Genomic DNA, 25,836 nt, shown 5'->3' with positions numbered 1-25,836 from the left:
CCCTTAGCTGACATCCAAAGAAGCCGCTTTGAGCGGCAGCGCCCCCTCAACGCGGCCGAGTTGACATTCAGCAAGAACACTTACAGAACATCGACAACGGTTCACGCCTTGTTCTGGAAGCCTTGCGCCCATGCTCACCAAGAAGCAGCACGAACTCCTGATGTTCATTCACGAACGGATTCAGGAAACGGGCGTCTCGCCCTCCTTCGACGAGATGAAGGAGGCGCTGGATCTGGCGTCCAAGTCGGGCATCCACCGCCTGATCACGGCGCTGGAAGAACGCGGCTTCATCCGCCGTCTGGCCCACCGCGCCCGCGCGCTGGAAGTGACCAAGCTGCCGGAACAGGCCACGGCCGGCGCGCCGCGCGGCCACGCGGGCTTCAAGCCCGGCGTGATCGAAGGCGGCGGTCGCCCCCGCGCCGCTGAGCCTGCCAACGACACGCGCGAACTGGCCTTGATGGGCAAGATCGCGGCCGGCACGCCCATCGACGCCATCGAGCATGAGACCGCCCGCTATCCCGTGCCGGAAACCATGCTGGGCGCGGGCGAACACTATCTGCTCGAGATCGAGGGCGATTCGATGATCGAGGCCGGCATCCTCAACGGCGACATGGTCATCATCAAATCCACCGCCGACGCCTCGTCCGGCGAGATCGTGGTGGCCTTGGTCGAGGGTGAACAGGCCACGCTGAAGCGCCTGCGCAAGAAGGGCGCCTCCATCGCTCTGGAGCCCGCCAACCGCAACTACGAGACCAAGATCTACGGCTCGGATCAGGTCGCGGTCCAAGGCAAGCTGGTCGGCCTTATCCGCCGCTATCACTGAAGTCGGGATCGGCCTGACGCGTCCACGGCCGCTGGCCGCGCACGTCAGCCGCCCACACCGCCTTCCAGCCCGCGCCCACGCGCCACAGTTCCACCGAGCCCCCGCGCGAGTAGTCAACGCCGTCCAGCACCAGCCGGTCCGCGCATGAAGCGGGCAACCATGTCAAATCGGCCCGGCTGCTGACGACCAACGCCGACCGGCACATCGCGTCCAACTGTTCCGCCGTCGGCCCCTTCTTCCCCCACCACAGCGCGACCGGCCCAGCCGCTTCCGGCGCGCAGAAGGACCGCCTGCAGGCCCAGCCCTCCTCCGGTCTCGGCGTCAGTGCCAACCCGCGCCGCCGCGACCACAGATCGGCCGCGAACTGCCGCACGCCGGGCCGCACCACGACCGCCGCCTCGGCCTGCCGCCAGGCCGCATTGGTCCCGCCGTCGCCGATCCACAGATCCGGCGCCGCCGGACGCGGCCAGATCAGCACAGCCGCCGCCAGCGGCAGACCCAGCCAGCGCAACCGCCCGCGCCACAGGCAGATGAACAGGATGCCCAGGAAGGCCACCGGCAGAGCCGCCGCCGGGGCGCTGGCCACCGTCTGCACCGCCCCCGGCAGGCCCGCCGTCCAGTGGCCGATGGCCAGCATCAGATCGACGCCCTTGCCCGCCAGCCACAGGAAGGGCGCGCCCAGCCCCAGCGGCTCCAGCGCCGCGCCCAGCGCCAGCGCCGGCATCAGGATGAAGTCCGCGACCGGCGCCGTGCCCATGTTGGCGACCAGGCCATAGACGGCGGTGCGGTTGAAATGCTGCATGGCGAACGGCCCGGTCGCCATGCCCGCGACCAGACTGGCGGTGCATGCCACCAGCAGCCAACTGCCCAGCCTCTGCGCCGCCACGAAGGGCCAGGGCGCGGAAATCTCCTTGATCCGGCGCGGCCAGACCTCGGACAGCGCTACCAGAGCCGCTGTCGCCGCGAACGACATCTGGAACCCTGGCGTGACGATGGCCTCGGGTTGCAGCAACAGAACCGCGAAAGCCGCAACCGCCAGGGCGTGCATGGTCACCGCCTGTCGATCCAGCAGGATGGCGACAAAGGCTATGGAGGCCGTGATCGCCGCCCGCTCGGCGGGCGGCGGCGTGCCCGACACCACCAGATAGGTCCCGACCGCGATCAGCCCCGCGACCGCCGCGACCTTCTTGCCCGACACCCTGAGCGCCAGCCACGGCCAGGCCGCGACGCCCAGCCGCACGGCGAAGAAGACAAAGCCGCCGACGATGGCCATGTGCAGGCCCGAGATCGACAGGATATGCGCCAGCCCGGAATCGCGCATTGCGTCCAGATCCTCGCGCCCGATCCAGGTCTCATGTCCCGTGGTCATGGCGGCGGCGATTCCGCCCGTCCGCTCGCCCAGCCGCGCCACGATCCTCTGCGCCAGCGCATAACGCGCCGCATTGATTTTCATCGCCAGTCGCACCCGCCAGGGCGGCTCGGGCAGAACCGTCGGTCGTGTCTGCCCCAGAGCGAACAGCGTCCCGCCCATGCCCTGGAAGAAAGCATTGCGGCCGAAGTCATAGGCCCCCGGACTGGCCGGCGCCGGCGGCGGGTTCAGAATGCCATAGAGACGCACCGCCGTCCCCGGCGCCGGCGGCTCGCCGCGCACCGTCGCCCGCAACCGAACCGGCGTCGCCTCGGGGGTCAGCCCCCTGATCCGCACCGGCGCCACGACGATTCGCGCGCCGCGCTCGCCGGGACTGTCGATGTCCATGACCCAGGCCTCGACCACGGTCGACTCGGCCAGGGCCGGCGCGATCGGCCCGTTGACCGCCTCGGTCCTGAGTTTGGCTGTCGCCGCCCCGCCGCACAGGCAGGCCAGCATCAGCAGGGCGAGGGTCCGGCGCCGCGCCAGCCCAAGCCGCCGCCCTGCCAGCCAGGCCCCGCCTGTCAGCACCGCCGCCAGCATCAGCGGCCATCCCGCCGGTTCGGCCCTCAAGGCGAAATAGATCGCGCAGCCGCCGCCAAAGAAGACCGGCGCCCACAATCGCCACCGATCCGTCTGCGCCGCGACCTCGGCGCGCCCCCCGTCAAGAACCCTTAAGGCAAGGCTTCGCTTTGGCGCGCGCGGGCGTATAAGGGCCTCCGCAACGGACCCTTCCTGAATGACCTCCCCTTCCTCGACTGTCGTCACCCGCTTCGCCCCCTCGCCCACAGGCTACCTGCATATCGGCGGGGCGAGAACCGCGTTATTCAACTGGCTGTACGCCAGGAGCCGGGGCGGGAAATTCCTGATCCGCGTCGAGGACACGGACCGCGAGCGTTCGACCGACGACGCCGTGAAGGCCATCTTCGACGGCCTGTCCTGGCTGGAGCTGTTCGGCGACGAAGAGCCGGTCTTCCAATTCGCCCGCGCCGACCGCCACCGCGAGGTCGCCGAGCAGTTGCTGGCCTCGGGCCATGCCTATCGCGACTTCCTGACCGCCGACGAAACCAACGCCCTGCGCGACGCCGCCAAGGCCGAGGGCCGCGACTTCGTCTCGCCCTGGCGCGACCGCGAGCCGACCGTCGATGATCTGGCCAAGCCCTCCACCATCCGCTTCCGCCGCCCGCTGGACCAGGCCGTCGTGGTTGATGACGCGGTGCAAGGCAGCGTGCGCTGGGAATCCTCGTCGCTGGACGATCTGGTCATCGTCCGCTCGGACGGCGCCCCGACCTATAATCTGGCCGTGGTGGTGGACGACCACGACATGGGCGTGACCCACGTCATTCGCGGCGACGACCACCTGAACAACGCCGCCCGCCAGAGCCTGATCTATGACGCGCTTGGCTGGACGCGTCCGACCTTCGCCCACATCCCGCTGATCCACGGTCCCGACGGCGCCAAGCTGTCCAAGCGCCACGGCGCCCAAGCGGTTCATGAATACGCCGAGATGGGCTATCTGCCCGAAGCCATGCGCAACTATCTGGCGCGTCTGGGCTGGGCCCACGGCGACCACGAACTGTTCAGCGACGAACAGGCGATCGAATGGTTCGACCTTCCGGGCATCGGCAAGGCCCCAGCTCGCCTCGACTTCGACAAGCTGGCCCATGTCAACGCCCACTGGATCCGCTTGGCCGAGGACGATCGTCTGGCCAAGCTGACCCTGGACGCCCACCTGGCCCAGGGCCGCGCCCTGCAGCCCGACGACGAGGCCCGCCTGCTGCGCGCCATGCCCTTCGTCAAGGACCGCGCCAAGACCGTCGTGGAACTGGTCGCCCAGACCGAGTTCGTCCTGAAGCAGCGTCCGCTCGCCCTCGATGAGAAAACCCTTGGTTTGTTAAGCGGCGAAGGCGGCGAGAGAATTTCACGACTCCGTGAACGGCTCCGTCTTTTCCAGAGCTGGGACGTTTTCGCCCTCGAAGCTGAACTTAAGGCCTTTGCTAAGGAAGAGGGCGTAGGCTTCGGAAAAATCGGCCCTTCCATGCGCGGCGCTTTGACTGGCGGCTCGGTGTCGCCCGACATTGCGCGGATTCTTGCAGCCCTGGGACGCGACGAAGGTCTGGGGCGCTTGGATGATGCGCTGCAACAGACTAAGTGAACACCCATAACCACGCAGGCCGACGCCTCCCCGCGCCCGGTCGAAGGAAAACAAAAGGGGCCTAGATGACTGAACAAGCGAAACCCGCCGGCACGGCGACCTTCACCTACGGCGACAAGAACGTCGAACTTCCCGTCCTCGCGGGCTCGACCGGACCGGACGTCATCGACATCCGCAAGCTGTACGGCGCGACCGGCGCCTTCACCTTCGACCCGGGCTTCACCTCCACGGCCTCGTGCGAATCGGCTCTGACCTACATCGACGGCGACGCCGGCGTGCTGCTGCACCGCGGCTATCCCATCGACCAGCTGGCCGAAAAATCGAACTTCATTGAAGTTTGCCACCTGCTGCTGCACGGCGAACTGCCGACCGCCGCCCAGTACGAGAAGTTCGAGCAGAGCGTCACGCGGCACACCATGCTGCACGCCCAATTCGACCGCTTCTTCGAAGGCTTCCGCCGCGACGCCCACCCCATGTCGATCATGGTCGGCACCGTCGGCGCCCTGTCGGCCTTCTATCACGACAGCCTGGACATCCATGATCCGGTGCAGCGCGACATCTCGGCCATCCGCCTGATCGCCAAGATGCCGACCATCGCCGCCCGCGCCTACAAATACCACATCGGCCAGCCCTTCATCTCGCCGCGCAACGACCTGTCGTACGCCGAGAACTTCCTGCGCATGTGCTTCGCCGTTCCGGCCGAGGATTATGTGGTCGATCCGGCCCTGGTCCGCGCCATGGATCGCATCTTCACCCTGCACGCCGACCACGAGCAAAACGCCTCGACCTCGACCGTCCGTCTGGCCGGTTCTTCGGGCGCCAACCCGTTCGCCTGTATCGCCGCCGGCATCGCCTGCCTGTGGGGCCCGTCGCACGGCGGCGCTAACGAAGAAGCGCTGAACATGCTCAAGGAAATCGGCACGCCGGACCGTATTCCCGAGTTCATTCAGGGCGTTAAGGACCGTAAGTACAAGCTGATGGGCTTCGGTCACCGCGTGTACAAGAACTATGATCCGCGCGCCAAGGTCATGCAGCAGTCAGCCTATGAAGTGCTGGCCGCCACGGGCCGTGAAAACGATCCGCTGTTCCAGGTCGCCAAGGAACTGGAACGCGTCGCCCTGTCGGACGAGTACTTCACGTCGCGCAAGCTGTTCCCGAACGTCGACTTCTATTCGGGCATCACCCTGTCGGCGATGGGCTTCCCGACCACCATGTTCACCGTCCTGTTCGCCTTGGCGCGCACCGTCGGCTGGATCGCGCAGTGGCAGGAAATGATGTCGGATCCGACCCAGAAGATCGGTCGCCCGCGTCAGCTCTACACCGGCCCGACGCAACGCGACTACGTGTCGATCGAACAGCGCGGCTAAGGCCGTGTCGGGTCGAGAAGGCTGCGCCTTCTGACCACGGCCAAACAAAAATGAAAAACGCCGGGGCGAAAGCTCCGGCGTTTTTTGTTCACCCCACGCCGCCGTAGCGGCTCCGCCATGCTAGGTAATCGACATGAGCGACCATAAAGACGACGTCCCCGCCGCCGAAACTCCGGCCCAACGCGCCCTGCGCCTGAAACAGGCCGCGCTGAAAGCCCGCTCCGGCCCGCCGCAGAAGGGCGGCCTGCAGCGCGACAAGTCAATCACCGTGAAATCCGGGTCTAACAAGCCCTGGATGACGCGCTAAGTGCCAAGGCGCAGCCAGCAGACATCGTGAAAGGCCGTCAAGGATGGGAAGCGGACTTTAGCCCTAGTGATCGGGGAGTGACGATGGGTGGCTTGGTTCGAGCGCTCAATTCTCGCGAAAGCGGACCGTAAATTCAATCCGCGCCCCTGCACGCAAACTTCCTCTCGGACGGCTCAAGCGGGCTTCTGGCTTAGAAGCTTGGGCCAGCGCGATAGCACCGTAGCCCTTGCCTTCCGGGCGCTCACTGACAATGCGACAGTCCGCCAACCTTAGATCTTCGCCAACAGCACAATTAAGAGTGGCGGCGCCATCACGGTCGGTTGGGGTGAAGCTCCTGCCATGAATCGGTGTGCCATCGGCCGTGGTGCCGACGTGTTTCTCGCTAGATGCGCAGCCGCTGACGGCCAGGGCAAATCCTAGCGTTGCAATAAATGATCGAACCTTCATGCGCGCCTCCGCTTTGCCGGGAGGCTAGATCAGGGGATAGTGGAGCTCAATCGCGGACGACGGGAATGTCCGCCACGGGTCGAAAGCGGACGCGCTTTGAGGCACCACACACCGACGTTACAGTCTGCACTTTCAGCCCTTTCGAGCCGCAATCACCCGCAGCACCGCATCCGCCGCCAGCTCCGACGGATCGGGACCGCCTCGGCCCATCAGGTCCAAGGCTGCCGTCTGGCGCGCGGCCTGATCGGCGGCGGCCTGCGGGTCAGGCAATAGACGCCCGACCGCCTCGGTGAGCTTCTCGGGCGTGGCGTCATTCTGGATGAATTCGGGGGCGATGCGGTCGTCGGCGGCGATGTTGAACAGGGTGATGTGTTTGGCCGTCACCAGCTTCTTCATCAGCAGATAGGACAGGCCGTCGATCTTGTAGGCGATGACCATGGGCGCACCGGCCAGGGCCAGTTCGGTCGAGACCGTACCGCTGGTGGCCAAGGCGACATTGGCCGCTTTCATCGCGTCGTACTTGTCTGATTCCTGCACCAGATGGGCACGGAAGGGCCAGGCGGCGACGCGGCCCGCCACATCAGCGGCGACCGTGCCGGCGGCGATTACGGCCACCTCCAGCGAAGGGTTCGCCGCCTTCAGACGCTTCACTGTCGCCTCGAAGACGGGCGTCATGCGGGTGATCTCGCTGGGTCGGCTGCCCGGCAGGACCAGCAGCAGGGGCGCATCGGCGGCGATGCCGCGCGCGGCGCGGAACCGGGCGCCGTCGGCGCCGGCCATGTCCACGTGCAGGGCCTGTGACCCCACGACCGTCGTCGGCAGACCCTCGCGCTCGAACCAGGGCGCGTCAAAGCTGTAGAGCGACAGCAGATGATCGACGCTGGCGGCCAGGGTCTTGGCCCGACCCGGACGCGAGGCCCAGACCTGTGGTCCGACATACTTGATCAGCGGCACGCCGGGCAGCACCTCGCGCAGAGCCTTGGCCACGCGGATAGTGAAGCCCCAGCTGTCGATCAGGACGACCGCGTCGGGCCGCTCGGCCTTGGCTAGGGCCACCGTGTCGGCCACCCGACGCTTGACCAGACCATAGGCCTTCAGTCCCTCGATCCAGCCCAGGATGGACAGTTCGGCGATGTCGAACGGGCTGACGACCCCCTCGGCCGCCATCTTGGGTCCGCCCACGCCGACGAAGGTGACATCCGATCCCAGCCGCGTCTTCAGCGCTTGCGCCAGGCCGGCACCCAGGGCGTCGCCGGACGCCTCAGCGGCCACCAGCATGATCTTCAGCGGACGGCTCATCTTTCCACGCCCCAGACGAACAGGCCCAGCCGATCCGCCGCCTCGACCAGGGCTTCATGGTCGATGATGATCAACCGCCCGGCGAACCCGCCGATGCCGGCCAGCCCGGCGGCGGCCGCCAGCTCGACCGTGCGCGGCCCGATGACCGGCATGTCCACCCGCAGGTCCTGGATCGGCTTGGGCGCCTTGCCCAGCGCCCCCTTCAGCGCGCTGGGCGCGCCGCGCAGGTCGGCGGGAAGACCCGCGACGCGGCGCAGCATCTCGTCCGTACCCTCCTGCGCCTCGACCGCGAGAACCAGACCGTCGCAGACGACCGCACCTTGGCCGATATCCAGTTCACCTGATTTTTCAGCGACGTGCAGCGCCTTCTTCAGGTCCTGCAGTTGCTCCCCTGTCGGCGTGATCGCGCCCAAGGCGCCCGGCGCCAAGGCCTCGCCGCCCAGAATGTCGTCGGCGCCCTCGACCGCATATCCCTCGGCCTCGAACACCGAGAGGATCTTGCGCAACAGGGCGTCGTCGCCCTTGGCGGCCGCCGCCACGATGCCAGGCAGCAGGGTCGCCCCTTTGAAATCCGGCTTCAGCGTCTTGAAATCAGGCCGGTTCACATAGCCCGCGAAACAGACGGCCTCACAACCCTCGGCCTTCATCGCCTTCAGGATACGGCCGATCTCGGCCATGCCGAACTCTACGCCCGGCCAGCGCACCAGATGCTCGTCGGCGAAACCAGCCAGACGGATGATGAAGACCGCCCGCCCCTCGGCTTCGCACCGCGTCGCAATACGGATAGGCAGATCACCGGAACCCGCGATCAGGGCCAGCTTGGGCGCCCCAGATGCCGGGCTTGTCATTCCGCGTCCGGCAGGCAGAGCGGCCGCTTGGCGCCGTCGCGGATGAAGGCGACGATCTCCACGATCTCGGGCAGGTCGGCATAGGTCGTTTCGACCCGGTCCAGACGCTCGGCGAAGACGCCCTCGCCCTCGAACAGGTCGCGATAGGCGGCCAGCAGGCGACGCACGGCGTCCTTGCCGTAACCCTTGCGCTTCAGCCCGATCAGGTTGAGGCCGTGCAGGCTGGCGTGGTTGCCCCAGGCCGAGCCATAGGGGATGACGTCGCGCGTCACGGCGGCCAGACCGCCGACGATGGCGCCCTGCCCCACCCGGCCGTTCTGGTGCACGGCGCACAGGCCGCCCAGGAAGACCTTGTCGCCCACCTGAGCGTGACCGCCCAAGGTGGCGTTGTTGGCCATGACGACATTGTCGCCAACGACGCAGTCGTGGCCGACGTGGGCGCCGGTCATGAACAGGCCGTTCGAGCCGACGCGCGTCACGCCCGTCCCCTGCGGCGTGCCGCGGTTGAAGGTGGCGTGCTCGCGGATGACGTTGTCGGAGCCGATCTCCAGCCGCACTGGCTCGCCCTTGTAGCCGTTGTGCTGAGGATCGCCGCCGATGACGGCGAAGGGATGGATGACCGTCCGCGCGCCGACACTGGTGTCCTGCTGAACCACCACATGGCTGACCAGCTTGACACCCTCGGCCAGGGTCACACCCGAGCCAACGACGCACCAGGGGCCGATCACGACCCCGTCGGCGATCTGGGCCGAGGCGTCGACGACGGCGGTCGGGTGGATGGTCACTGAGCGGGCTCCGCCACGGTGACGACCATGGCCATGAACTCGGCCTCGGCGGCCAGCTTGCCGTCGATGAAGGTCTCGCCGCGGAACTTGTAGGCGTCTCCGCGCGCGCGGATCACCTTGACCTCCATGCGCAGCTGGTCGCCCGGACGTGCGGGCTTGCGGAAGCGCACGCCGTCGATCGACATGAACATGATGACCTTGTCGGCCACGGCCACATCCAGCGACTTGGACATCAGCAGGGCGCCCGTCTGGGCCATGGCCTCGACGATCAGGACGCCCGGCATGACCGGATCGATCGGGAAGTGGCCGGGGAAGAAGGGTTCGTTGTGCGTGACGTTCTTGATGCCGACGATCGAGGTCGCCGCCACGAAGTCCTCGGCCTTGTCGACCAGCAGGAAGGGATAGCGGTGCGGCAGGCGACGCATCACCTCGGCGTAATCGATCTTGTTGTCTTCGCTCATTCTTTCGATTCCTTCGCGCCCTTCTTCTGGGACGCCTGTTTGGACAGCCACACCGTCTCGCGCAAGAACTGGCGCAGCGGCTTGGCAGGATAGCCGGACCAGATCTCTCCCGGCGGAATATCGGCCAGGACGCCGCCGCCGGCCGCGACGCGCGCGCCCTCGCCGATGGTGATGTGGTCGCCCACGCCCGCCCGGCCGCCGAAGATGCAGTTGTCGCCGGTCGTGACCGAGCCGGAGATGCCCGTGTGGGCGGCCATCAGATTATTGCGCCCGATGACGCAGTTGTGGCCAATCATGACCAGATTATCGATCTTGGTGTTCTCGCCGATGACAGTGTCGTCATAGGCGCCCCGGTCGATGCAGGAGTTGGCGCCGACCGTCACCCCGTCCTGCAGGATGACCCGGCCCAACTGCGGAATGTCCACCGGACCGGCCTTCGACCCTGCGGCTCCGAATCCCGATTCGCCGATCCGCGCGCCGGCCAACAGCTTCACCCGGTCGCCCAGGAGGGCGAAGCCGACGGTGACGCCAGGGCTGATCAGGCAGTCGCGGCCGATCTGGACACCCGGCCCGACGACGGTGTTGGCGCCGATACGCGTGCCGCGCCCGATGCGGACCCCCTCGCCCAGCACCACGCCCGGCTCGATCATCACGGTGTCGTCCTCGGCGGCCTCGGCGGCGGTGATGGCCCGGTCCAGGCGGATCGGTCGGTGCAGCACGGCCGAAGCCCGCGCCCAGCCCGCCTGGGCCTCGCCCGAGACGATGACGGCGGCGTCAGCGGGCGCCAGCTCGACGGCCGAAGCCGGCACGATCACGCAACCGGCCCGGGTCTCGGCAAGGGCGGCCGCGAACTTTCGGTCGCCCAGAAACGCAATCGCGCCCCGGTCCGCTGTGGACAGGGGCGCAACGGCCGAGATGACGACTTCGCCGCCCCGGACCACCTCCCCGCCGATGTGCTCGGCGAGGGCGGCGACCGTCAGGGGCGACAGGGTCTGAAAGAACCTCGGATCGGGCATGGCCCGTCTTACGACTGCGGCTGAGCCGGAACCGGCATGCGGTTGAAGCTGACCGTCGGCAGGGCCGTGTTCAGGCGCTGGATGACCAGCGGCGTCACGTCCATGGCCGGGTTCATGATGAAGACGCTTTCGCGGTCAACCAGGATGCCGCAACCCTTTTCTTGATAGACGGCGACCAGGATCGGCTCGATGGCCTCCGAGATCTTCTTGCGCTGTTCGGCGAGGGTGTAGCGCAGTTCGTTGTCGCGGGTCTGCTCCAGTTGCTGGGCTTCCTGAGCACGCTGCTGCAGGGCCTGACGACGCTGGTTCAGTTGGTCGGCCGGGATGGTGGTCGCGCCCTGCTGCAGGGCCTGATACTCGGTTTGCAACTGCGTGGCGTAAGGGGTGATCTCACCCTGAACTTCCTGCGCCAATTGCTCCATGCGGGCCTGAACGGCTTGGCCGACGGTCGACTGAGCCAGGGCCTGCTGGTTGAAATAGACGCAGACGCCCGGGATCACCGGGCCGGGGTTGGCCGGACCTTGCGACTGGGCCAGGGCCGACGAGGCGGCCAGCGAAGCGACGGCGAAAGCGCTGATAGCGAACAGTTTCATCTTGAACCTTTGAGCAGTCTGGAAGGCTGCAGTTAGAACTGGGTCGAGGTGGAGAAGCGGAAGGTCTCGGTCTTGTCGTAGTCTTCCTTGGACAGAACCTTGGACAGGTCGAAGCGGATCGGCCCCATCGGCGAACGCCAGTGGATGCTGAGGCCCGCAGCGGCCCTCAGGGCGAGATCGTCCACGATGTTCGGATTGGGGGCGCCCGTGACAGAATCGACCTGATAACGGTCGTCCAGCATGCCCAGGGTGCCGACATCCGCGAACAGCGAGGTCTTGATGCCGTATTCTTCGGGCAGATAGTTCGGCACCGTCAGTTCAACCGTTCCGATGGCGTAGAAGTTGCCGCCCAAGGCGTCGGTCGTCGTCAGGTCGCGTGCGCCCATGCCGGCGGTTTCAAAGCCGCGGAAGGTGTTGCCGCCCTTGAAGAAGCGATCATTGATCCGGATCGGATCGCCGTTCCAGCCGCTGACGTAACCGGTCGAGCCTTGCAGGCTGACCACCCATTTCGGCGTGATGCCATAGTACCAGGACGCGTCGGCCTCGGTCTTCAGGTAGTTCACGTCGCCGCCGATACCGGCGAAGTCCTGACGCAGGGACGCCGACCAGCCGCGCGTCGGGCGAACCGGATCATTTGTCCGGTTGACCATCAGCGTGTAGCCCGCCGACGAGTTGAGGAACGCCCCCGCCTGATCGCAGAGCGCCGACGACCCGGTGCCGTTGCAGTAGCCGAACGGAATGATGACTTCGTCGGACTTCAGGAAGTAGCGCACGCTGAAGCGCGAATAGCCATTCAACGGATAGCTGAGACGCAAGCCGCCGCCGGTCGAGCGATAGTCGTACGAGGAGTACTCGCTCAGATCGTATCGCGTGTGGAACAGATCGAAGCCCGCCCCCACGTCGCGCCCCAGGAACTTCGGCTCGGTGAAGCGGAAGTCGATCTGCTGACGCAGCGAACCCCATTCCGCGCGCGCCACGAAGTTCTGACCACGGCCGCGGAAGTTGCGCTCGGTAATGCCCAGGTTCAGGACGAAGGAATCGACCGAGCTGAAGCCGGCGCCGACGGACAGTTCGCCGGTGGGTTGCTCCTCGACGGTGACGTTAACGACCGAACGGTCCGGCGCGCTGCCGCGCGTCTCCTCGATCTTGACGTCCTTGAAGAAGCCCAGCGCGCGCAGATTGTTGCGCGAGCGCTCAACCAGCGAGCGGTTGAAGGCGTCGCCCTCGCCCACCATCAGTTCGCGGCGAATGACCGAGTCGAGGGTCCGCGTATTGCCGACCACGTTGATGCGATCGATGTAGACGCGCTGACCTTCCTTGATGTTGAAGGTGACGTCGACCTTGTCGGTTTCCGGGTTAGCGCGATAGGTCGGGTTGATCTCGACAAAGGCGTAACCGGCCGAACCCGCCGCGAAGGTCAGGGTGTCGACGGCGCTCTCGATGCGGTCGCTTTCATACAGGTCGCCCGAGCGGATCGGCAGCAGACGCTGCAGGAAGTCGGCGTTCAGACGGTCGTTCTCGGTGACGACCTTGACCTCGCCGAAGGTATAGCGATCGCCCTCGTCCAGCGTCAGCGTCATGCCGAAGGCGCTGTTGTCAGGCTTCAGCTCCGCCACCGACGACAGGATACGAAAGTCGTAATAGCCCCGGTTCGTATAGAATTTCCGCAGCTGCTCACGGTCGTAATCCAGGCGGTTCGGATCGTAGTTGTCGTTCGAGCTGAACAGCCGCCACCAGCTGGACTGCTTGGTGACCATGACCTCACGCAGGTCGCTGTCCGAGAAGGCGGTATTGCCCAGGAAGGTGATGGCGGCGACGCCCGTCTCCGGACCTTCGTCGATCTCGAACACCACATCGACGCGGTTCTGATCCAGTTGCACCAGCTTCGGCGTCACCGTGGCCGAGATCCGACCCGACAGGCGGTACAGTTCGACGATCTTGCCGACGTCTTCCTGGACACGGGCGCGCGTGTAGATGCCGCGCGGCTTGATCGTGACCTCGTCGGTCAGCTTCTTGACCGCGAGCGCCTTGTTACCCTCGAACGTCACCTGATTGATGATCGGGTTTTCCGCGATCTCGACGATCAGGTCGCCGTTCGGCTGAAGGCCCAACTGCACGTTGGCGAACAGGTTCGTCCGGGACAGCGTGCGCACCGCGACGTCGATCGTCGCCGCGTCGATGGTGTCGCCCGGCTGGATCGGCAGGTAGGACAGGACGGTCGTCTGGTCGATGCGCTGGTTGCCGCGCACGAGGATGCGGTTGACCACGCCGCGCTCTTCCGCAGGCGCGGTTACGACGACTTGCGGGTCCTGCGCGGCCGCCGCTCCGGCAACGGGCGCCGTCTGGGCCAGCGCAGGTCCGGCCAGGCCCGCGGCGACAGCCAGGGCCAGGGCGCTGGGTCCAAGGATACGGCCACGGGTTCGGATCATAAGGCGACTGTCGTTCTGAATCATTCGGGGAACCATCGGGGGCTGGCGTCGGCTCACGAGACGAGCCCGCCGAGGAATTTGAAGAGATTGAGTTTCTGCAGGTCGTTCCAGGTCGCGAACAACATTAAACTGGCCAGCAAAGCAAGACCGACACGATATCCCGCCTCCTGAACCCTGGCCGCCACGGGCCTGCGCGCCACCGCCTCATAGGCGTAGAACATCAGATGCCCCCCATCCAACACCGGAACCGGCATCAGATTTAGAAAGCCGATTCCGACCGAAAGTATGGCGGCGAAGCTGGTCAGCGTCAGCAGGAGATTTCCCGCCATGGCCACGGGATCAGGATTGGCGGCCACCGCGGCGTTGGTCAGAGCGCCAGAAGCCTTGGCGATGCCCAGGGGGCCGCTGAACTGATCGCCCGATTCACGGCCGCTGAAGATCCGACCGATATAGGTGAAGGTGGTGCTCAGGATAGCGCCGGTTTCCTTGACCCCCTGCCCCATGGCGGCGATCGGCCCATAGCGGACATGGCGCACCTCATCGCGGCTGGAGCCAAGGCCCAGCCCGACGCGGCCGATGGAAACGCGACCGGCGATGGGGTCGTTCTCGACCCGACGCTCAGGCGTGGCGGTCAGTTGAACTTCGGCGCCGGCGCGCTCGACCGTGAAGGCCACCGGATCGCCGCTGCTCAGGGCCACCACGCGCGTGACCTCGCCGCCGTCGGCGATCAGCTTGCCGTTGACGCGGGTGATCAGGTCGCCGGGCAGGAAACCGGCGGCTGCAGCCGGCGATTCCGGCTGCACCTGCACGACCCGCGCGGGACGGAGTTCGACGCCCACCAGGCTGAACAACAGGGTGAAGATGGAGATGGCCAGCACGAAATTGGCGAATGGGCCGCCAGCAACGACTAGGGCGCGCTGCCACAAGGGCTTGAAATACAGGTAATCCTTCTCGGCGCCGTGACCATGCTCGGCCACGACTGCCTTCTTCAGCGCATCCAGCCCGGCCTTGTCCGGCACGCCCGTCGCGTCCAGATCACCGGCGAACTTGACGTAACCGCCCAGCGGCAGCCAGCCCAGACGCCATTCAACGCCGTGCTTGTCGGTGCGCTGGAAGATGGCGCGGCCGAAACCGATGGAGAAGCGCTCCATCTTCACGCCGAAGGCGCGGGCCGTCAGAAAGTGTCCCAGTTCGTGAACAGTGACGACCAGGGTCAGCACCAACAGGAACGGCACGACATAGATCAGGGCTTGCCCGATAATTCCTAGCATGCCGGTCACTGTCTCCGTCGCCCTCAGGCAGCAATCGCGAGCGAAGCGATAATGTCGTTCGCGATCCGTCGGGCCGCCGCGTCCACGGCCAAAGCCGCGTCGCAGGCGTCGTCGGAACCGGAATCCATCCCCGCGTTCGTCGCACGCTCCAAGGTGTCCGCGACGACTGCGGCAATATTGAGAAAGCCCAGCCGACGGTCAAGGAAGGCCAGGGCCGCGACTTCATTGGCCGCATTGAAGACGATGGGCGCCACGCCGCCCGCCGCCAGGGCCTCGCGCGCCAACCGCAGGGCTGGGAACCGCGCCATATCGGGCGCCTCGAAGGTCAAACGACCCAAAGCGGCCAGATCCAGCCTGGGCGCGGGCCAAGCCATGCGGTCCGGCCAGGCCAGGGCGCAGGCGATCGGCGTCTTCATGTCCGGCGGGCCCATCTGGGCCAGGGTCGAACCATCCACATATTCCACAAGGCTGTGGATGATTGATTCCGGGTGAACCACAACGTCGATCCGGTCACCGCTCATGGCGAAAAGATAGGCCGCCTCGATCAGTTCCAGACCCTTGTTGGCCATGGTGGCGCTGTCGACCGAGATCTTGGCGCCCATGCTCCAGTTCGGATGGGCCACGGCCTGCTCCGGCGTGATCCGGCCCATGGCTTCGCGCGGCAGGGTGCGGAAGGGCCCGCCCGAGGCGGTCAGCACCAGTTTCGACACCTGCTCGGGCGCCTCGGCCGGAAATACCTGGAATATGGCGGAATGTTCGGAATCGACAGGAATCAGCTTGCCGCCGCTGCGCTTGACCCGCTCGATCAGGGCCGGACCGCAGCAGACCAGACTTTCCTTGTTGGCCAAAGCCAGGGTCGCGCCGGTGCCCGCCGCGGCCCAGGCCGAGCGCAGGCCCGCCGAACCGACGATGGACGCCATGACCCAATCCACGGGCCGGGTGGCGGCTTCAACGATGGCTTCGGGGCCAGCAGCGGCCTCGACTTCGGTCCCAGCCAGGGCGTCGCGCAGTTCCGACAGACGGGCAGGATCAGCCGTCACGGCCAGCCTGGGCCGCCAACGTCGGGCCTGTTCGGCCAGACGCGCGATATTATTGCCGCCGGTCAGCACCTCGACCTGAAACGCACCGGATCCGGCCGCCTCAGCCTGAGCCATCAGGTCCAGCGTCGACGTTCCGACCGAGCCGGTCGAGCCCAGCACGCTGACCTTGCGGGCGATCATGCGCCCTGCCCCAGCATAAGGACGATGACGCGTCCAGCCGCCACGACCACGACCGCGAACATCAGGCCGTCGACTCGATCCAGCAGGCCGCCGTGGCCGGGAATGATGTTGCCCGCATCCTTGACCCCGAAGCGACGCTTCAGCGCCGATTCCCACAGATCGCCCGCCATGGTGGCCAGAGCTGCCGCCAGACCCAGGACGCCGCCCCAGAAGACGTTCAATCGGCCCATTTCCAGCCAGCCGGCCATCACAGCGCCGGCGATCATCCCAGCCAGCAGGCCGCCGATAAAGCCCGACCAGGTCTTGTTGGGCGAAAAGCGCGGCCACAGCTTGGGCCCGCCTACGGCGCTGCCCACCAGATAGGCCAGAATGTCCGAGGCCCAGGCCACGGCGAAAACCAGAACGGTCCAGTAGAGGCCCTGCGCGTCGTTCAAATCGCGCAGCCAGATCAGCAGGACGCACGGCCAGCCGAGGTAAAGAACGCCATAGGCCGCGTCGAGGGCTTCGGCGCCGCGCGATCTCGCGAACAACCCCGCCGCCAGAGCGCCGAAGACCAGCAGCACCAGCGCCAGCGACATCTGCCCGATATGAGCCGCGACCACGGCGATGATCAGAGCCAGGGCCACGGCCGTGCCGACCGAACGCCAGAAGCGCGGCGCGCTCATTCGCGCCCACTCGAACGCCAGCAGGCCGCAAGCCGCCACGACCAGGGCGCAAAACCAGCCGCCGCCTGCCCAGGTGGCCAGCACCGCCGCCGGCGCAAGCACCACGGCCGAGGCCGCTCTCAGCCCGATGTCACCGATCTTCAACGCCATCAGCCCGCCGCCGTCTTCGCAGCGGTCACGTCCGGCGAGGCGTCGCGCCCGCCAAATCTACGCTCGCGATTGCCAAACACCGACACCGCCTCGCCCAGCGCCTCGCCCCCGTAGTCGGGCCACAGGATGTCCTGGAATACCAGTTCGGCATAGGCGGCTTCCCACAACAGGAAGTTGGACAGCCGCTGCTCGCCGGAAGTCCGCACGATCAGATCGACCGGCGGCGCGCCTGCCGTCGACAGCCCTGCCCCGAGGTCCTCCTCGGTGACGTCACCGTCAAACTGTCCGGCGCGAGCCTGATCGACCAGCCGCTGCGCCGCATCGACGAGGTCCGCCCGGCCGCCGTAGTTAAAGGCGACCTGCAGCAGGAAGGCCGTATTGTGCGCCGTCTGCGCTTCGGCGCGATCGACGATGGCGGCGATATCGCTGGGCAGCCCCTTGCGACGACCCAGGACGCGAATGCACACCCCCGCCTCGTCCAGACGCTTCAGATCGCTGCCGACAAAGGCCCGCACCAGACCCATCAGGTCCGACACCTCGTCCGCTGGGCGGCTCCAGTTTTCGGTCGAGAAGCCGAACACGGTCAGGCAGCGGATGCCGAAACCCGGCGCCGCCTTGATGGTGCGACGCAGCGCCTGGACCCCCTCGCGGTGACCCATGACGCGCGGCAAACCGCGACGCTCGGCCCAGCGACCGTTGCCGTCCATGATCAGGGCGACGTGACGAGGCCCCTTCTCAGGCGCCGTGGCGACGGTCTCGGCCGACATTGTTAAGATCCCTCCCGACGCGAACCTGCGTCAGACCTGCATGATCTCGACTTCCTTGGCCTTCAAGGCCTCGTCAATGCGCTTGATGGCCGCGTCGGTGTCCTTCTGGACCTCGGCTTCCATCTTCTTCTGTTCGTCCTGGCTGATCTCGGCGGCCTTTTCAGCCTTCTTGAGATCGTCATTGGCGTCGCGGCGCACGTTGCGCACGGCGATTTTCTGCTGCTCGGCGTACTTGCCGGCCAGCTTGACCAGATCCTTGCGGCGCTCTTCGGTCAGCGGCGGAACCGGAATGCGCAGGGTCTGGCCGTCCACGATCGGGTTCAGGCCCAGACCTGCGGCGCGAACAGCCTTCTCGACAGGTCCCACCATGCCCTTGTCCCAGACGTTGACCGAGATCATGCGCGGCTCGGGCACGCTGATGGCGGCCACAGCGTTCAGCGGCGACGTCGAGCCATAGGCCTCGACCTGGACAGGGTCGAGAAGGCCCGCATTAGCCCGACCCGTCCGCAGCCCGGCGTAGTCTTCCTTCAGCGAGGCGACGGACTTGTCCATCCGGTCCCGGTAGGTCTTGAGGTCGGGCTTGGCCATGGTGGTTCCTTGGTCTGGTCGTTCGGAGCGAGAGCCGCTTACGCGGCCTTGTTGGTGATGACGGTGAAGGTGCCGTCGCCGCGCAGGGTCTTGCGCAGGGAGTCTTCCTCACGAATCGAGAAGACGACGATCGGAATGTCGCTGTCGCGCATCAGGGCGATGGCCGAGGCGTCCATGACGCGCAGGTCCTTGGCCAGGACCTCCTGATAGGTCAGCGTCTCATAACGCGTGGCGTTCGGATCCTTCTTGGGGTCGGCGGTATAGACGCCGTCCACGCTGGTGCCTTTCAGCAGGGCGTCGCAGCCCATTTCCGCGGCGCGCAGGGCGGCGCCCGAGTCGGTCGTGAAGAAGGGAGCGCCCACGCCGGCGGCGAAAATCACCACCCGTCCCTTTTCCAGGTGCCGCATGGCGCGACGACGAATGTAAGGCTCGGCGATAGCGGCCATGGGAATGGCGCTCTGGACCCGCGTATCGACGCCGATCTTCTCGAGCGCGCCCTGCATGGCCAAGGCGTTCATGATGGTGGCCAGCATGCCCATGTAGTCAGCGTTGGCGCGATCCATGCCCTCTGCCGCCTTCGACAGGCCGCGGAAGATATTGCCGCCGCCGATAACCAGGCAGATCTCCACGCCTTCGCGCGCCACCCGCGCCACGGCCGCCGCCACGACATCCACCGTCTTCATGTCGATGCCGTAGGACTGATCCCCCATCAGGACCTCGCCCGAGACCTTCAGCAGGACGCGCTTGTATCGGAAGTCGGAAGGGGCGTCAGGCATGGGTATGGGTCCGTGGATACAGGGGTTACGCATCCGCGCGAGGTGAATCGGCGGCTCATCATAGACGAAGGGCGCGCCGGCCATCAAAGCCGAACGCGCCCTTTTGAAAATTCTTCCCTTTCAGGAAGGAACTTCGGTGTTAGTTGCCGCCGGTCATCGAGGCCACTTCGGCCGCGAAGTCAGGGGTCTCGACCTTCTCGACGCCTTCACCCAGGGCCAGACGGACGAAGCCGGCCAGCTTGAGGTTCGAGGAGCCCAGTTCCTTGCCCGAGTTGGCGACCAGTTGTTCGATGGTCACGTCGGGGTCCATCACGAACGGCTGCTTCGACAGCACCACGTCCTTCTGGAACTTGTTGATCTGGCCTTCCACGATCTTCTCGATCATGGCTTCCGGACGGCCTTCTTCCTTGGCCTTTTCGATCAGAACGGCACGTTCCTTATCGATGGCGGCCGGGTCCAGGTCGTCGGTGTTCAGCGACAGCGGCGCCGTGGCGGCGACATGCATGGCGATCTTGCGGCCCAGTTCGCGCAGGGCTTCCTGGTCGCCTTCGCCTTCCAGGGCCACCAGCACGCCAATGCGGCCGACGCCCGGCGAGACGGCGTTGTGGACGTAGGTCGAAACCACGCCCTCATCGACGGCCAGACGAGCGGCGCGGCGCAGTTGCATGTTCTCGCCGATGGTGGCGATCAGCTGGGTCACTTCGTCCTGAACCGTGCGGCCGTTTTCCAGGGTCGCGCCGTGGATGGCGTCGACGCCGTCGTGGTGCAGGCCCAGTTGGGCGAACGACTTGGCGGCGTTCTGGAACAGGTCGTTGCGGGCGACGAAATCGGTTTCCGCGTTGAACTCGATGGCGGCAGCGACTTCGCCCTTGCCTTCGGCGCGGACGGCGACGGCGACCAGGCCTTCAGCGGCGACGCGGTCGGCCTTCTTGGCGGCCTTGGACAGGCCCTTGGCGCGCAGCCAGTCGATGGCCGCGTCGATGTCGCCGTTGTTCTCAACCAGCGCCTTCTTGCAGTCCATCATGCCGACGCCCGAACGCTCGCGAAGCTCCTTCACGAGGGCGGCAGTGATCTCGGCCATGTTCTTCTCCTGGAAATTCAAATGAGCGGCCGGGCTTGAATAGCCCGGCCGCATGTCAGTTTGGCGTAGGTCCCATCACCGATCGGACCTCGAGGACGTTTAGCCCTCGACCTTTTCTTCAGTCGTCGCGAGCAGTTCTTCTGCAGCGCCTTCCGTGCCGGCCGGAGCGGCTTCAGCAGCGGCCGGAGCAGCGGCTTCACGCAGCATCGGCTCGACCGGAGCTTCCGAAGCGCCCAGATCGATGCCCGAGGCCGAAGCACCGGCGGCCAGGCCGTCCAGGACGGCGTCGGCGATCAGGTCGCAGTAGGTCTGGATGGCGCGGGCGGCGTCGTCGTTGCCCGGGACCGGGTAGGTGATGCCGTCCGGATCCGAGTTGGTGTCCAGGATGGCGATGATCGGGATGTTCAGCTTGCGGGCTTCCTGGATCGCGATCGACTCTTTGTTGGTGTCGATGACGAACATGATGTCCGGAATCGAACCCATGTCCTTGATGCCGCCCAGCGACAGCTCAAGCTTGTCCTTCTCGCGCTGCAGGTTCAGCAGCTCTTTCTTGACGCGACCTTCGCCGCCGGCGGCCAGGACGGTTTCCAGCTCGCGCAGACGGGCGATCGAACCCGAGACGGTGCGCCAGTTGGTCAGCGTGCCGCCGAGCCAGCGGTTGTTCATGTAGTACTGGGCGCAGCGCGTGGCGGCTTCGGCGACCGGGCCGGCGGCCTGGCGCTTGGTGCCGACGAACAGGACGCGACCGCCCTTGGCGGCGACGTCGCGAACGGCGACCAGAGCCTGGTGCAGCAGCGGCATCGTCTGCGACAGGTCGATGATGTGGATGTTCGAGCGCGAGCCGAAGATGTAGCGGTCCATCTTCGGGTTCCAGCGGTGCGTCTGGTGGCCGAAGTGAGCGCCGGCTTCCAGCAGCGTACGCATCGAGAATTCAGGCAGAGCCATGATCGTTGTATCCTTTTTCCGATCAAACCTAGCGTGAGCGAGTAAAAGGACCGGGCGGTCCCTCGGAACGGTGCAGACCGGGATGTCTCCCCGGACCGCGCCACGCCCACGTGCGAAGTGCGCGCGCTCTCTAGGCGGATTGATCGGAAAAGGCAAGCCAATCAGTCAGAAGCTGCGCCCATCCACGCGCTTGGCGGTCCAGCCCCACGGTTCCACATCCGTCAGGGTCCGCACATTGATCGCCGCCACCTCGGACCCGTCGGGAGCCACGCCGTAACCGAAGGGCTGAACCCCGCAGGTCCTGCAGAAGCGATGGTCGATCTTGTGGTGGTTGAAGAAGTAGGAGGTCGTCGCCTCCTGGCCCGCTGTCAGCCGGAATGCAGCTCGCGGCGCGAAGGCCAGGACAAAGCCCTTTCGGTAACAGTGCGAACAGTTGCACTCGATCAGGCCCTCCAGCCCGACCTCGACTTCATAGGCCACCCCGCCGCAGTGGCAGGATCCCTTGTGCACGGCCATGTTCGCTCTCCTCCCTCAGGATGTCGGCAGACTGTATTCCAGATCGTAGTTGTGGACGCCGTCCACGATCGTCAGGTGAAAGACCCCGGCGATCCCGGTCAGTTCCCCTGCCCCCGATCCCGGCACGATGGTGATCAGCAGTTCCTGCGCGCCTCGATCCATCAGGCCCCGATGCACCAGGGTGAAGGCCCCCTAGCGTCCGTCGACGACGCCGTGCACCCGGTCCAGGGCGACATAGGCGCCCGACCGCTCGGGGCTCATAGTCGCCAGCATCTCGCCGGAGGCCGTTCCGGTCAGGTCGCCGTGAAAGGTCTTGGCCAGAAGCATGCGTCCCGGCGCGTCCGAGGCGGCGCCCTCCGCCGGCTGGACCGGGGTGATGACGACCTCAAAGGTCCCGCGCGCATTCTTCATGACCAGCCCCTCGCTCATCAGGCGTCCTCCAGCATCACCACGCCCGGCGCCGATTTCAACGCCCCGCGCAGGGCCGCGTCCAGTCGGTAGCGGCCCGGCAGCTTGATCTCGATCTCCGTCCGTCCGCCCAGCGTGGCCTGCAGCCAGACCTCGCCGCCCTTGCCCTGGGCTCGCGCCCGATCCAGTCGCGCCTTCAGCGCCTCGGCGTCCGCCGACTGCGCCGACAGCACGACCCGCAAACCGATCTGGGTGTCGTCCAGCAGGGTCTCCATCCGGCTGGCGTCGTCGCCGAAGAAGCGCACCTCGCCGTCCGCCGACTTGGCCCGCACCTTGACCAGCACCGAGGTGCCGACCTCGAGGATGTCGCGGCAGCGCCGCAGCTGTTCCGGCGGGAACAGGCATTCGAACTCGCCCGTCGGGTCCGAGAAGGTGACGAAGGCGAACTTCTCGCCGCTCTTGGCGCTGGCCCGCTCCTGACGCCGACGCACCACGCCGGCCATCATGAAGGCCTCGTGCCCCGCCTCGGCCAGACCCTGAGCCTCAGCCACGAAAGTCACGCGCTTGCGCTTCAAGGCGGGCGTCAGGTCTTCCAGCGGGTGACCCGACAGATAGAAGCCGACCGCCGCCAGTTCCTGATCCAGCTTGTCCGGCCCTGCCCACGGCTCGACACTCTTCAGACGCGGCCGAGCGGCCCCGGCCTGATCCGCCCCGAACAGACTGACCTGCGACGAGGCACGCTCGGCGGCGACGCTCTGGCAATAGGCGATCAGGATGTCGGCCTGTTCGAACAACTGGCGACGGTTGGGGTTCAGGCTGTCAAAAGCCCCCGCCTTGGCCAGACCTTCCAACGCCCGCTTGTTGACCGCCTTGGGATCGACCCGTTCCAGGAAGTCGAACAGGTCGACGAACGGCCCGCCCGCCTCGCGCACCTCGACGACGTGCTTCATCGCCTCCAGACCCACGTTGCGGATGGCGCCCAGAGCATAAAGCACGCTGCCCTGCCCGTCCTTCCACGCCACGTCGAAGTCGGCGGAGGACCGATTGATGTCAGGCGCCAACACCGGGATCTCGAACCGCCGGCAATCCTGATAAAAAACCGCCAGCTTGTCGGTGTTCGACAGGTCGAGGCTCATCGACGCCGCGAAGAACTCGACCGGGTGGTTGGCCTTCAGCCAGCCCGTCTGGAACGAAATCAGCGCATAGGCCGCCGCGTGCGACTTATTGAAGCCGTAGCCCGCGAACTTGGCCACCAGATCGAAGATAGACCCCGACTGGGCCTCCGGCACCGACTTCTCGGACGCGCCCTTGACGAAGCGGAGGCGCTGGAAATCCATCTCCTCCTTCTTCTTCTTGCCCATGGCGCGGCGCAAAAGGTCGGCTTCGCCCAGGCTGTAGCCTGCCAGGATCTGGGCGATCTTCATCACCTGTTCCTGATAGATGATGACGCCGTAGGTCTCGGTCAGCACCTCCTTCAAACTGGGGTGCAAATAGTCCACCTCGGCCCGACCGAATTTCCGGTCGATATAGGTGTCGATCATCTCCATCGGCCCCGGCCGATAGAGCGAGATCAGGGCGGTGATTTCTTCGATGGACCCGCAGCGCATCTTGCGCAGGGTGTCGCGCATGCCCTGGGATTCCAGCTGGAACACCCCAACCGTCTGGCCCGAGGCCATCAGCTCATAGGTCTTGGGGTCGTCCAGCGGCAGCAGGTTCCATTCCGGCGCCGCGCCGCGCCGTTCCAGATACTCGCGCGCCCGGTCCAGCACCGTCAGGGTCTTCAGGCCCAGGAAGTCGAACTTCACCAGACCGGCCGGCTCGACCCACTTCATGTTGAACTGGCTGGCCGGGATGGTCGAACGTGGGTCCTGATACAGCGGCACCAGCTCGGTCAGCGGCCGATCGCCGATGACGATGCCCGCCGCATGGGTCGAGGCGTTGCGGTACAGCCCCTCCAGCTCCAGCGCAGTCTCCAGCAGGGTCTTGACGGCTGGTTCGGCGTCGCGCGCCTCCTTCAGGCGCGGCTCCAGATCAATGGCCTGGGCCAGGGTCACCGGGTTGGCCGGGTTGTTCGGCACCATCTTGCAGAGCCGATCCACCTGGCCCAGCGGCATCTGCAGCACCCGACCGACGTCGCGCAACACGGCCCGCGCCTGAAGCGTGCCGAAGGTGATGATCTGGGCCACCCGGTCCTTGCCGTAGTGGTCCTGCACATAGTCGATCACCTCTTCCCGCCGCTCCTGGCAGAAGTCGATGTCGAAGTCGGGCATGGAAACCCGTTCGGGGTTCAGGAACCGCTCGAACAGCAGGCCGAACCGCAAGGGGTCCAGATCGGTGATGGTCAGCGACCAGGCCACCAGCGAGCCGGCGCCGGAGCCCCGCCCCGGCCCCACCGGGATGCCGTGCAGCTTGGCCCACTTGATGAAGTCCGAAACGATCAGGAAGTAGCCGGGGAACCCCATCTGCTGGATGATCCCCACCTCCCATTCGAGGCGGTTCCAGTAGTCTTCCTCGGGCGCGTAGGCCTTGTTCTTCTCGAGACGAAGCTTCAGCCCTTCGCGGGCCTGGTGCGCCAGTTCGTCGGCCTCGGAGCGCCCGGCCCCAGTGTCGAAGCGCGGCAGGATCGGGGCCCGAGTCTGGACCAGGAAGGCGCAGCGACGAGCGATGTCGATGGTGTTGTCGCAAGCCTCGGGCAGGTCCGCGAACAGGGTCCGCATGGCCTCGGCGGTCTTGAACCAATGCTCGCCGGTGATACGGCGCCGGTCTTCCTGGCCGGTGAAGGCGCCGTCGGAGATGCACAGCAGGGCGTCGTGCGACTTCGCCTGCGCCGCCTTGGCGTAATAGACGTCGTTGGTGGCGACCAGAGGCGCATCGTTGGCGTAGGCCCATTCGACCAGGCCCGCCTCGGCGGCCGGCTCCTGCGGCAGCCCGTGACGTTGCAGTTCGACGTAAAAGCGGTCGCCGAAGACGCGCTGCATTTCGACCAGCGCCGCCTTGGCCTCGGCAGGCTTGTTCTGGACGAAAAGGGGATCAACCGGTCCGTCGGGACCGCCCGACAGCAGGATCAGCCCCTCCGATTTATCCACAACCTGCGCCCAGGGCACGCCGGGCTCGGACATCTCGCCCGCGTCGAGGTAGGCGGCGGACGACAGGGCGCACAGGTTGAGCCAGCCTTGCTCGTTCTGGACCAGCAGCACCACGGTCGGGGTCTTGGCCCAGCGCTCGGCGACCTGCCCGCCGATGCCCAGCACCGGCAAGGCGCAGGCCACGATGGGCTGAACGCCCGCGTCCTTGGCAGTCTGACTGAACTCCAGCGCGCCGAACAGGTTGGCCCGGTCAGCGACGGCGACCGCCGGCATTCCAGCGTCCGCCGCCATCTTGCCGATCTTGCCGGCCTTGATCGCCCCCTCCAGCAGGGAATAGGCGCTGCGGACCCGCAAATGGACAAAGCCCTGACTGTTCGTCGTTTCCGCCAACACAAACTCCGCTGATCCCGATCGACGAGACCTCT

Annotated in this window: 23 protein-coding genes and 1 pseudogene; 4 read left to right on the top strand and 20 right to left on the bottom strand. The window is 66.3% G+C overall.

From position 1 onward, the window contains the following. The first annotated feature begins 130 nt into the window (after window positions 1-130). Entirely contained in the window at window positions 131-823 is a 693-nt protein-coding gene (gene lexA / locus ACI2KI_RS01675) for a transcriptional repressor LexA (RefSeq protein ID WP_312065877.1), read from the top strand. Here lexA and ACI2KI_RS01670 read toward each other — a convergent pair. Further along, window positions 804-2,852 (bottom strand): ComEC/Rec2 family competence protein, encoded by a 2,049-nt coding sequence (locus ACI2KI_RS01670; protein WP_404617183.1) that lies wholly within the window; start codon window positions 2,850-2,852, stop codon window positions 804-806. The genes lexA and ACI2KI_RS01670 overlap by 20 nt on opposite strands. A gap of 118 nt (window positions 2,853-2,970) precedes the next feature. On the opposite strand from ACI2KI_RS01670, the gene gltX reads away from it, so the two are divergent. The 3 genes from gltX (at window position 2,971) to ACI2KI_RS01655 (ending at window position 6,060) form a co-directional block, all read left to right on the top strand. Then, a complete protein-coding gene (gltX, locus tag ACI2KI_RS01665; protein ID WP_404617181.1) occupies window positions 2,971-4,386 on the top strand; it encodes a glutamate--tRNA ligase in 1,416 nt (471 codons plus the stop codon). Between the two features lie 65 nt (window positions 4,387-4,451). Then, a complete protein-coding gene (gltA, locus tag ACI2KI_RS01660) occupies window positions 4,452-5,753 on the top strand; it encodes a citrate synthase (RefSeq protein WP_404617179.1) in 1,302 nt (433 codons plus the stop codon). A gap of 133 nt (window positions 5,754-5,886) precedes the next feature. Continuing rightward, entirely contained in the window at window positions 5,887-6,060 is a 174-nt protein-coding gene (locus ACI2KI_RS01655; RefSeq protein WP_404617177.1) for a hypothetical protein, read from the top strand. A 105-nt stretch (window positions 6,061-6,165) separates the two neighbouring features. Here ACI2KI_RS01655 and ACI2KI_RS01650 read toward each other — a convergent pair whose 3' ends face one another. The 19 genes and pseudogenes from ACI2KI_RS01650 to dnaE form a co-directional block, all read right to left on the bottom strand. Continuing rightward, window positions 6,166-6,507 carry a hypothetical protein gene (locus ACI2KI_RS01650; protein WP_404617175.1) on the bottom strand — a complete coding sequence of 114 codons (342 nt, stop codon included), beginning with the start codon at window positions 6,505-6,507 and terminating at the stop codon, window positions 6,166-6,168. 132 nt (window positions 6,508-6,639) lie between these two features. Continuing rightward, the gene (gene lpxB, locus ACI2KI_RS01645) at window positions 6,640-7,806 is read right to left on the bottom strand and encodes a lipid-A-disaccharide synthase (RefSeq protein ID WP_404617173.1); all 1,167 of its coding nucleotides are present in this window, start codon (window positions 7,804-7,806) and stop codon (window positions 6,640-6,642) included. Next, window positions 7,803-8,654: an LpxI family protein gene (locus ACI2KI_RS01640; RefSeq protein ID WP_404617171.1), complete on the bottom strand. Its 852-nt coding sequence runs from the start codon at window positions 8,652-8,654 to the stop codon at window positions 7,803-7,805. Before ACI2KI_RS01640 ends, lpxB begins: the two co-directional genes overlap by 4 nt. Continuing rightward, entirely contained in the window at window positions 8,651-9,439 is a 789-nt protein-coding gene (gene lpxA, locus ACI2KI_RS01635) for an acyl-ACP--UDP-N-acetylglucosamine O-acyltransferase (RefSeq protein WP_404617169.1), read from the bottom strand. The genes ACI2KI_RS01640 and lpxA overlap by 4 nt, the downstream gene beginning before the upstream one ends. Then, the gene (gene fabZ / locus ACI2KI_RS01630) at window positions 9,436-9,900 is read right to left on the bottom strand and encodes a 3-hydroxyacyl-ACP dehydratase FabZ (RefSeq protein WP_025977361.1); all 465 of its coding nucleotides are present in this window, start codon (window positions 9,898-9,900) and stop codon (window positions 9,436-9,438) included. The genes lpxA and fabZ overlap by 4 nt, the downstream gene beginning before the upstream one ends. Next, entirely contained in the window at window positions 9,897-10,916 is a 1,020-nt protein-coding gene (gene lpxD, locus ACI2KI_RS01625; protein ID WP_404617167.1) for a UDP-3-O-(3-hydroxymyristoyl)glucosamine N-acyltransferase, read from the bottom strand. Before lpxD ends, fabZ begins: the two co-directional genes overlap by 4 nt. Window positions 10,917-10,924: 8 nt before the next feature. Further along, on the bottom strand, window positions 10,925-11,509 hold the full coding sequence (locus ACI2KI_RS01620; RefSeq protein ID WP_313101969.1) for an OmpH family outer membrane protein: 585 nt from the start codon (window positions 11,507-11,509) through the stop codon (window positions 10,925-10,927). Between the two features lie 32 nt (window positions 11,510-11,541). Further along, complete coding sequence (gene bamA / locus ACI2KI_RS01615) at window positions 11,542-13,938, bottom strand: outer membrane protein assembly factor BamA (protein ID WP_404617165.1); 2,397 nt, start codon at window positions 13,936-13,938, stop codon at window positions 11,542-11,544. Between the two features lie 53 nt (window positions 13,939-13,991). Further along, complete coding sequence (locus tag ACI2KI_RS01610) at window positions 13,992-15,209, bottom strand: M50 family metallopeptidase (protein WP_404617163.1); 1,218 nt, start codon at window positions 15,207-15,209, stop codon at window positions 13,992-13,994. Between the two features lie 23 nt (window positions 15,210-15,232). Further along, window positions 15,233-16,429, bottom strand: coding sequence for a 1-deoxy-D-xylulose-5-phosphate reductoisomerase (gene dxr, locus ACI2KI_RS01605; RefSeq protein ID WP_404617161.1), 1,197 nt, complete (start codon window positions 16,427-16,429; stop codon window positions 15,233-15,235). Beyond that, window positions 16,426-17,244, bottom strand: a complete 819-nt coding sequence (locus ACI2KI_RS01600; protein ID WP_404617159.1) for a phosphatidate cytidylyltransferase — start codon at window positions 17,242-17,244, stop codon at window positions 16,426-16,428. The genes dxr and ACI2KI_RS01600 overlap by 4 nt, the downstream gene beginning before the upstream one ends. Then, window positions 17,244-18,011 carry a polyprenyl diphosphate synthase gene (uppS, locus tag ACI2KI_RS01595; RefSeq protein ID WP_404617157.1) on the bottom strand — a complete coding sequence of 256 codons (768 nt, stop codon included), beginning with the start codon at window positions 18,009-18,011 and terminating at the stop codon, window positions 17,244-17,246. Before uppS ends, ACI2KI_RS01600 begins: the two co-directional genes overlap by 1 nt. 30 nt (window positions 18,012-18,041) lie before the next feature. Continuing rightward, a complete protein-coding gene (gene frr / locus ACI2KI_RS01590; protein WP_292082673.1) occupies window positions 18,042-18,599 on the bottom strand; it encodes a ribosome recycling factor in 558 nt (185 codons plus the stop codon). A 38-nt stretch (window positions 18,600-18,637) separates the two neighbouring features. Further along, complete coding sequence (gene pyrH / locus ACI2KI_RS01585; protein ID WP_292082671.1) at window positions 18,638-19,375, bottom strand: UMP kinase; 738 nt, start codon at window positions 19,373-19,375, stop codon at window positions 18,638-18,640. A gap of 139 nt (window positions 19,376-19,514) precedes the next feature. Next, window positions 19,515-20,456 carry a translation elongation factor Ts gene (gene tsf / locus ACI2KI_RS01580; protein ID WP_404617155.1) on the bottom strand — a complete coding sequence of 314 codons (942 nt, stop codon included), beginning with the start codon at window positions 20,454-20,456 and terminating at the stop codon, window positions 19,515-19,517. 99 nt (window positions 20,457-20,555) lie between these two features. After that, window positions 20,556-21,401 (bottom strand): 30S ribosomal protein S2, encoded by an 846-nt coding sequence (gene rpsB / locus ACI2KI_RS01575; RefSeq protein ID WP_292082669.1) that lies wholly within the window; start codon window positions 21,399-21,401, stop codon window positions 20,556-20,558. A gap of 165 nt (window positions 21,402-21,566) precedes the next feature. After that, window positions 21,567-21,917, bottom strand: a complete 351-nt coding sequence (locus ACI2KI_RS01570; RefSeq protein ID WP_404617153.1) for a GFA family protein — start codon at window positions 21,915-21,917, stop codon at window positions 21,567-21,569. 15 nt (window positions 21,918-21,932) lie between these two features. Continuing rightward, a pseudogene (locus ACI2KI_RS01565) lies at window positions 21,933-22,328 on the bottom strand (DUF3224 domain-containing protein). A 17-nt stretch (window positions 22,329-22,345) separates the two neighbouring features. Next, a complete protein-coding gene (gene dnaE, locus ACI2KI_RS01560) occupies window positions 22,346-25,801 on the bottom strand; it encodes a DNA polymerase III subunit alpha (protein WP_404617151.1) in 3,456 nt (1,151 codons plus the stop codon). Window positions 25,802-25,836: the final 35 nt, after the last annotated feature.

Source organism: Brevundimonas sp. NPDC046655, from assembly GCF_044901625.1.
Lineage (GTDB): Bacteria > Pseudomonadota > Alphaproteobacteria > Caulobacterales > Caulobacteraceae > Brevundimonas.
Note: the sequence above shows the minus strand (reverse complement) of the source record. Positions and strands in the feature narration are given on the sequence as shown.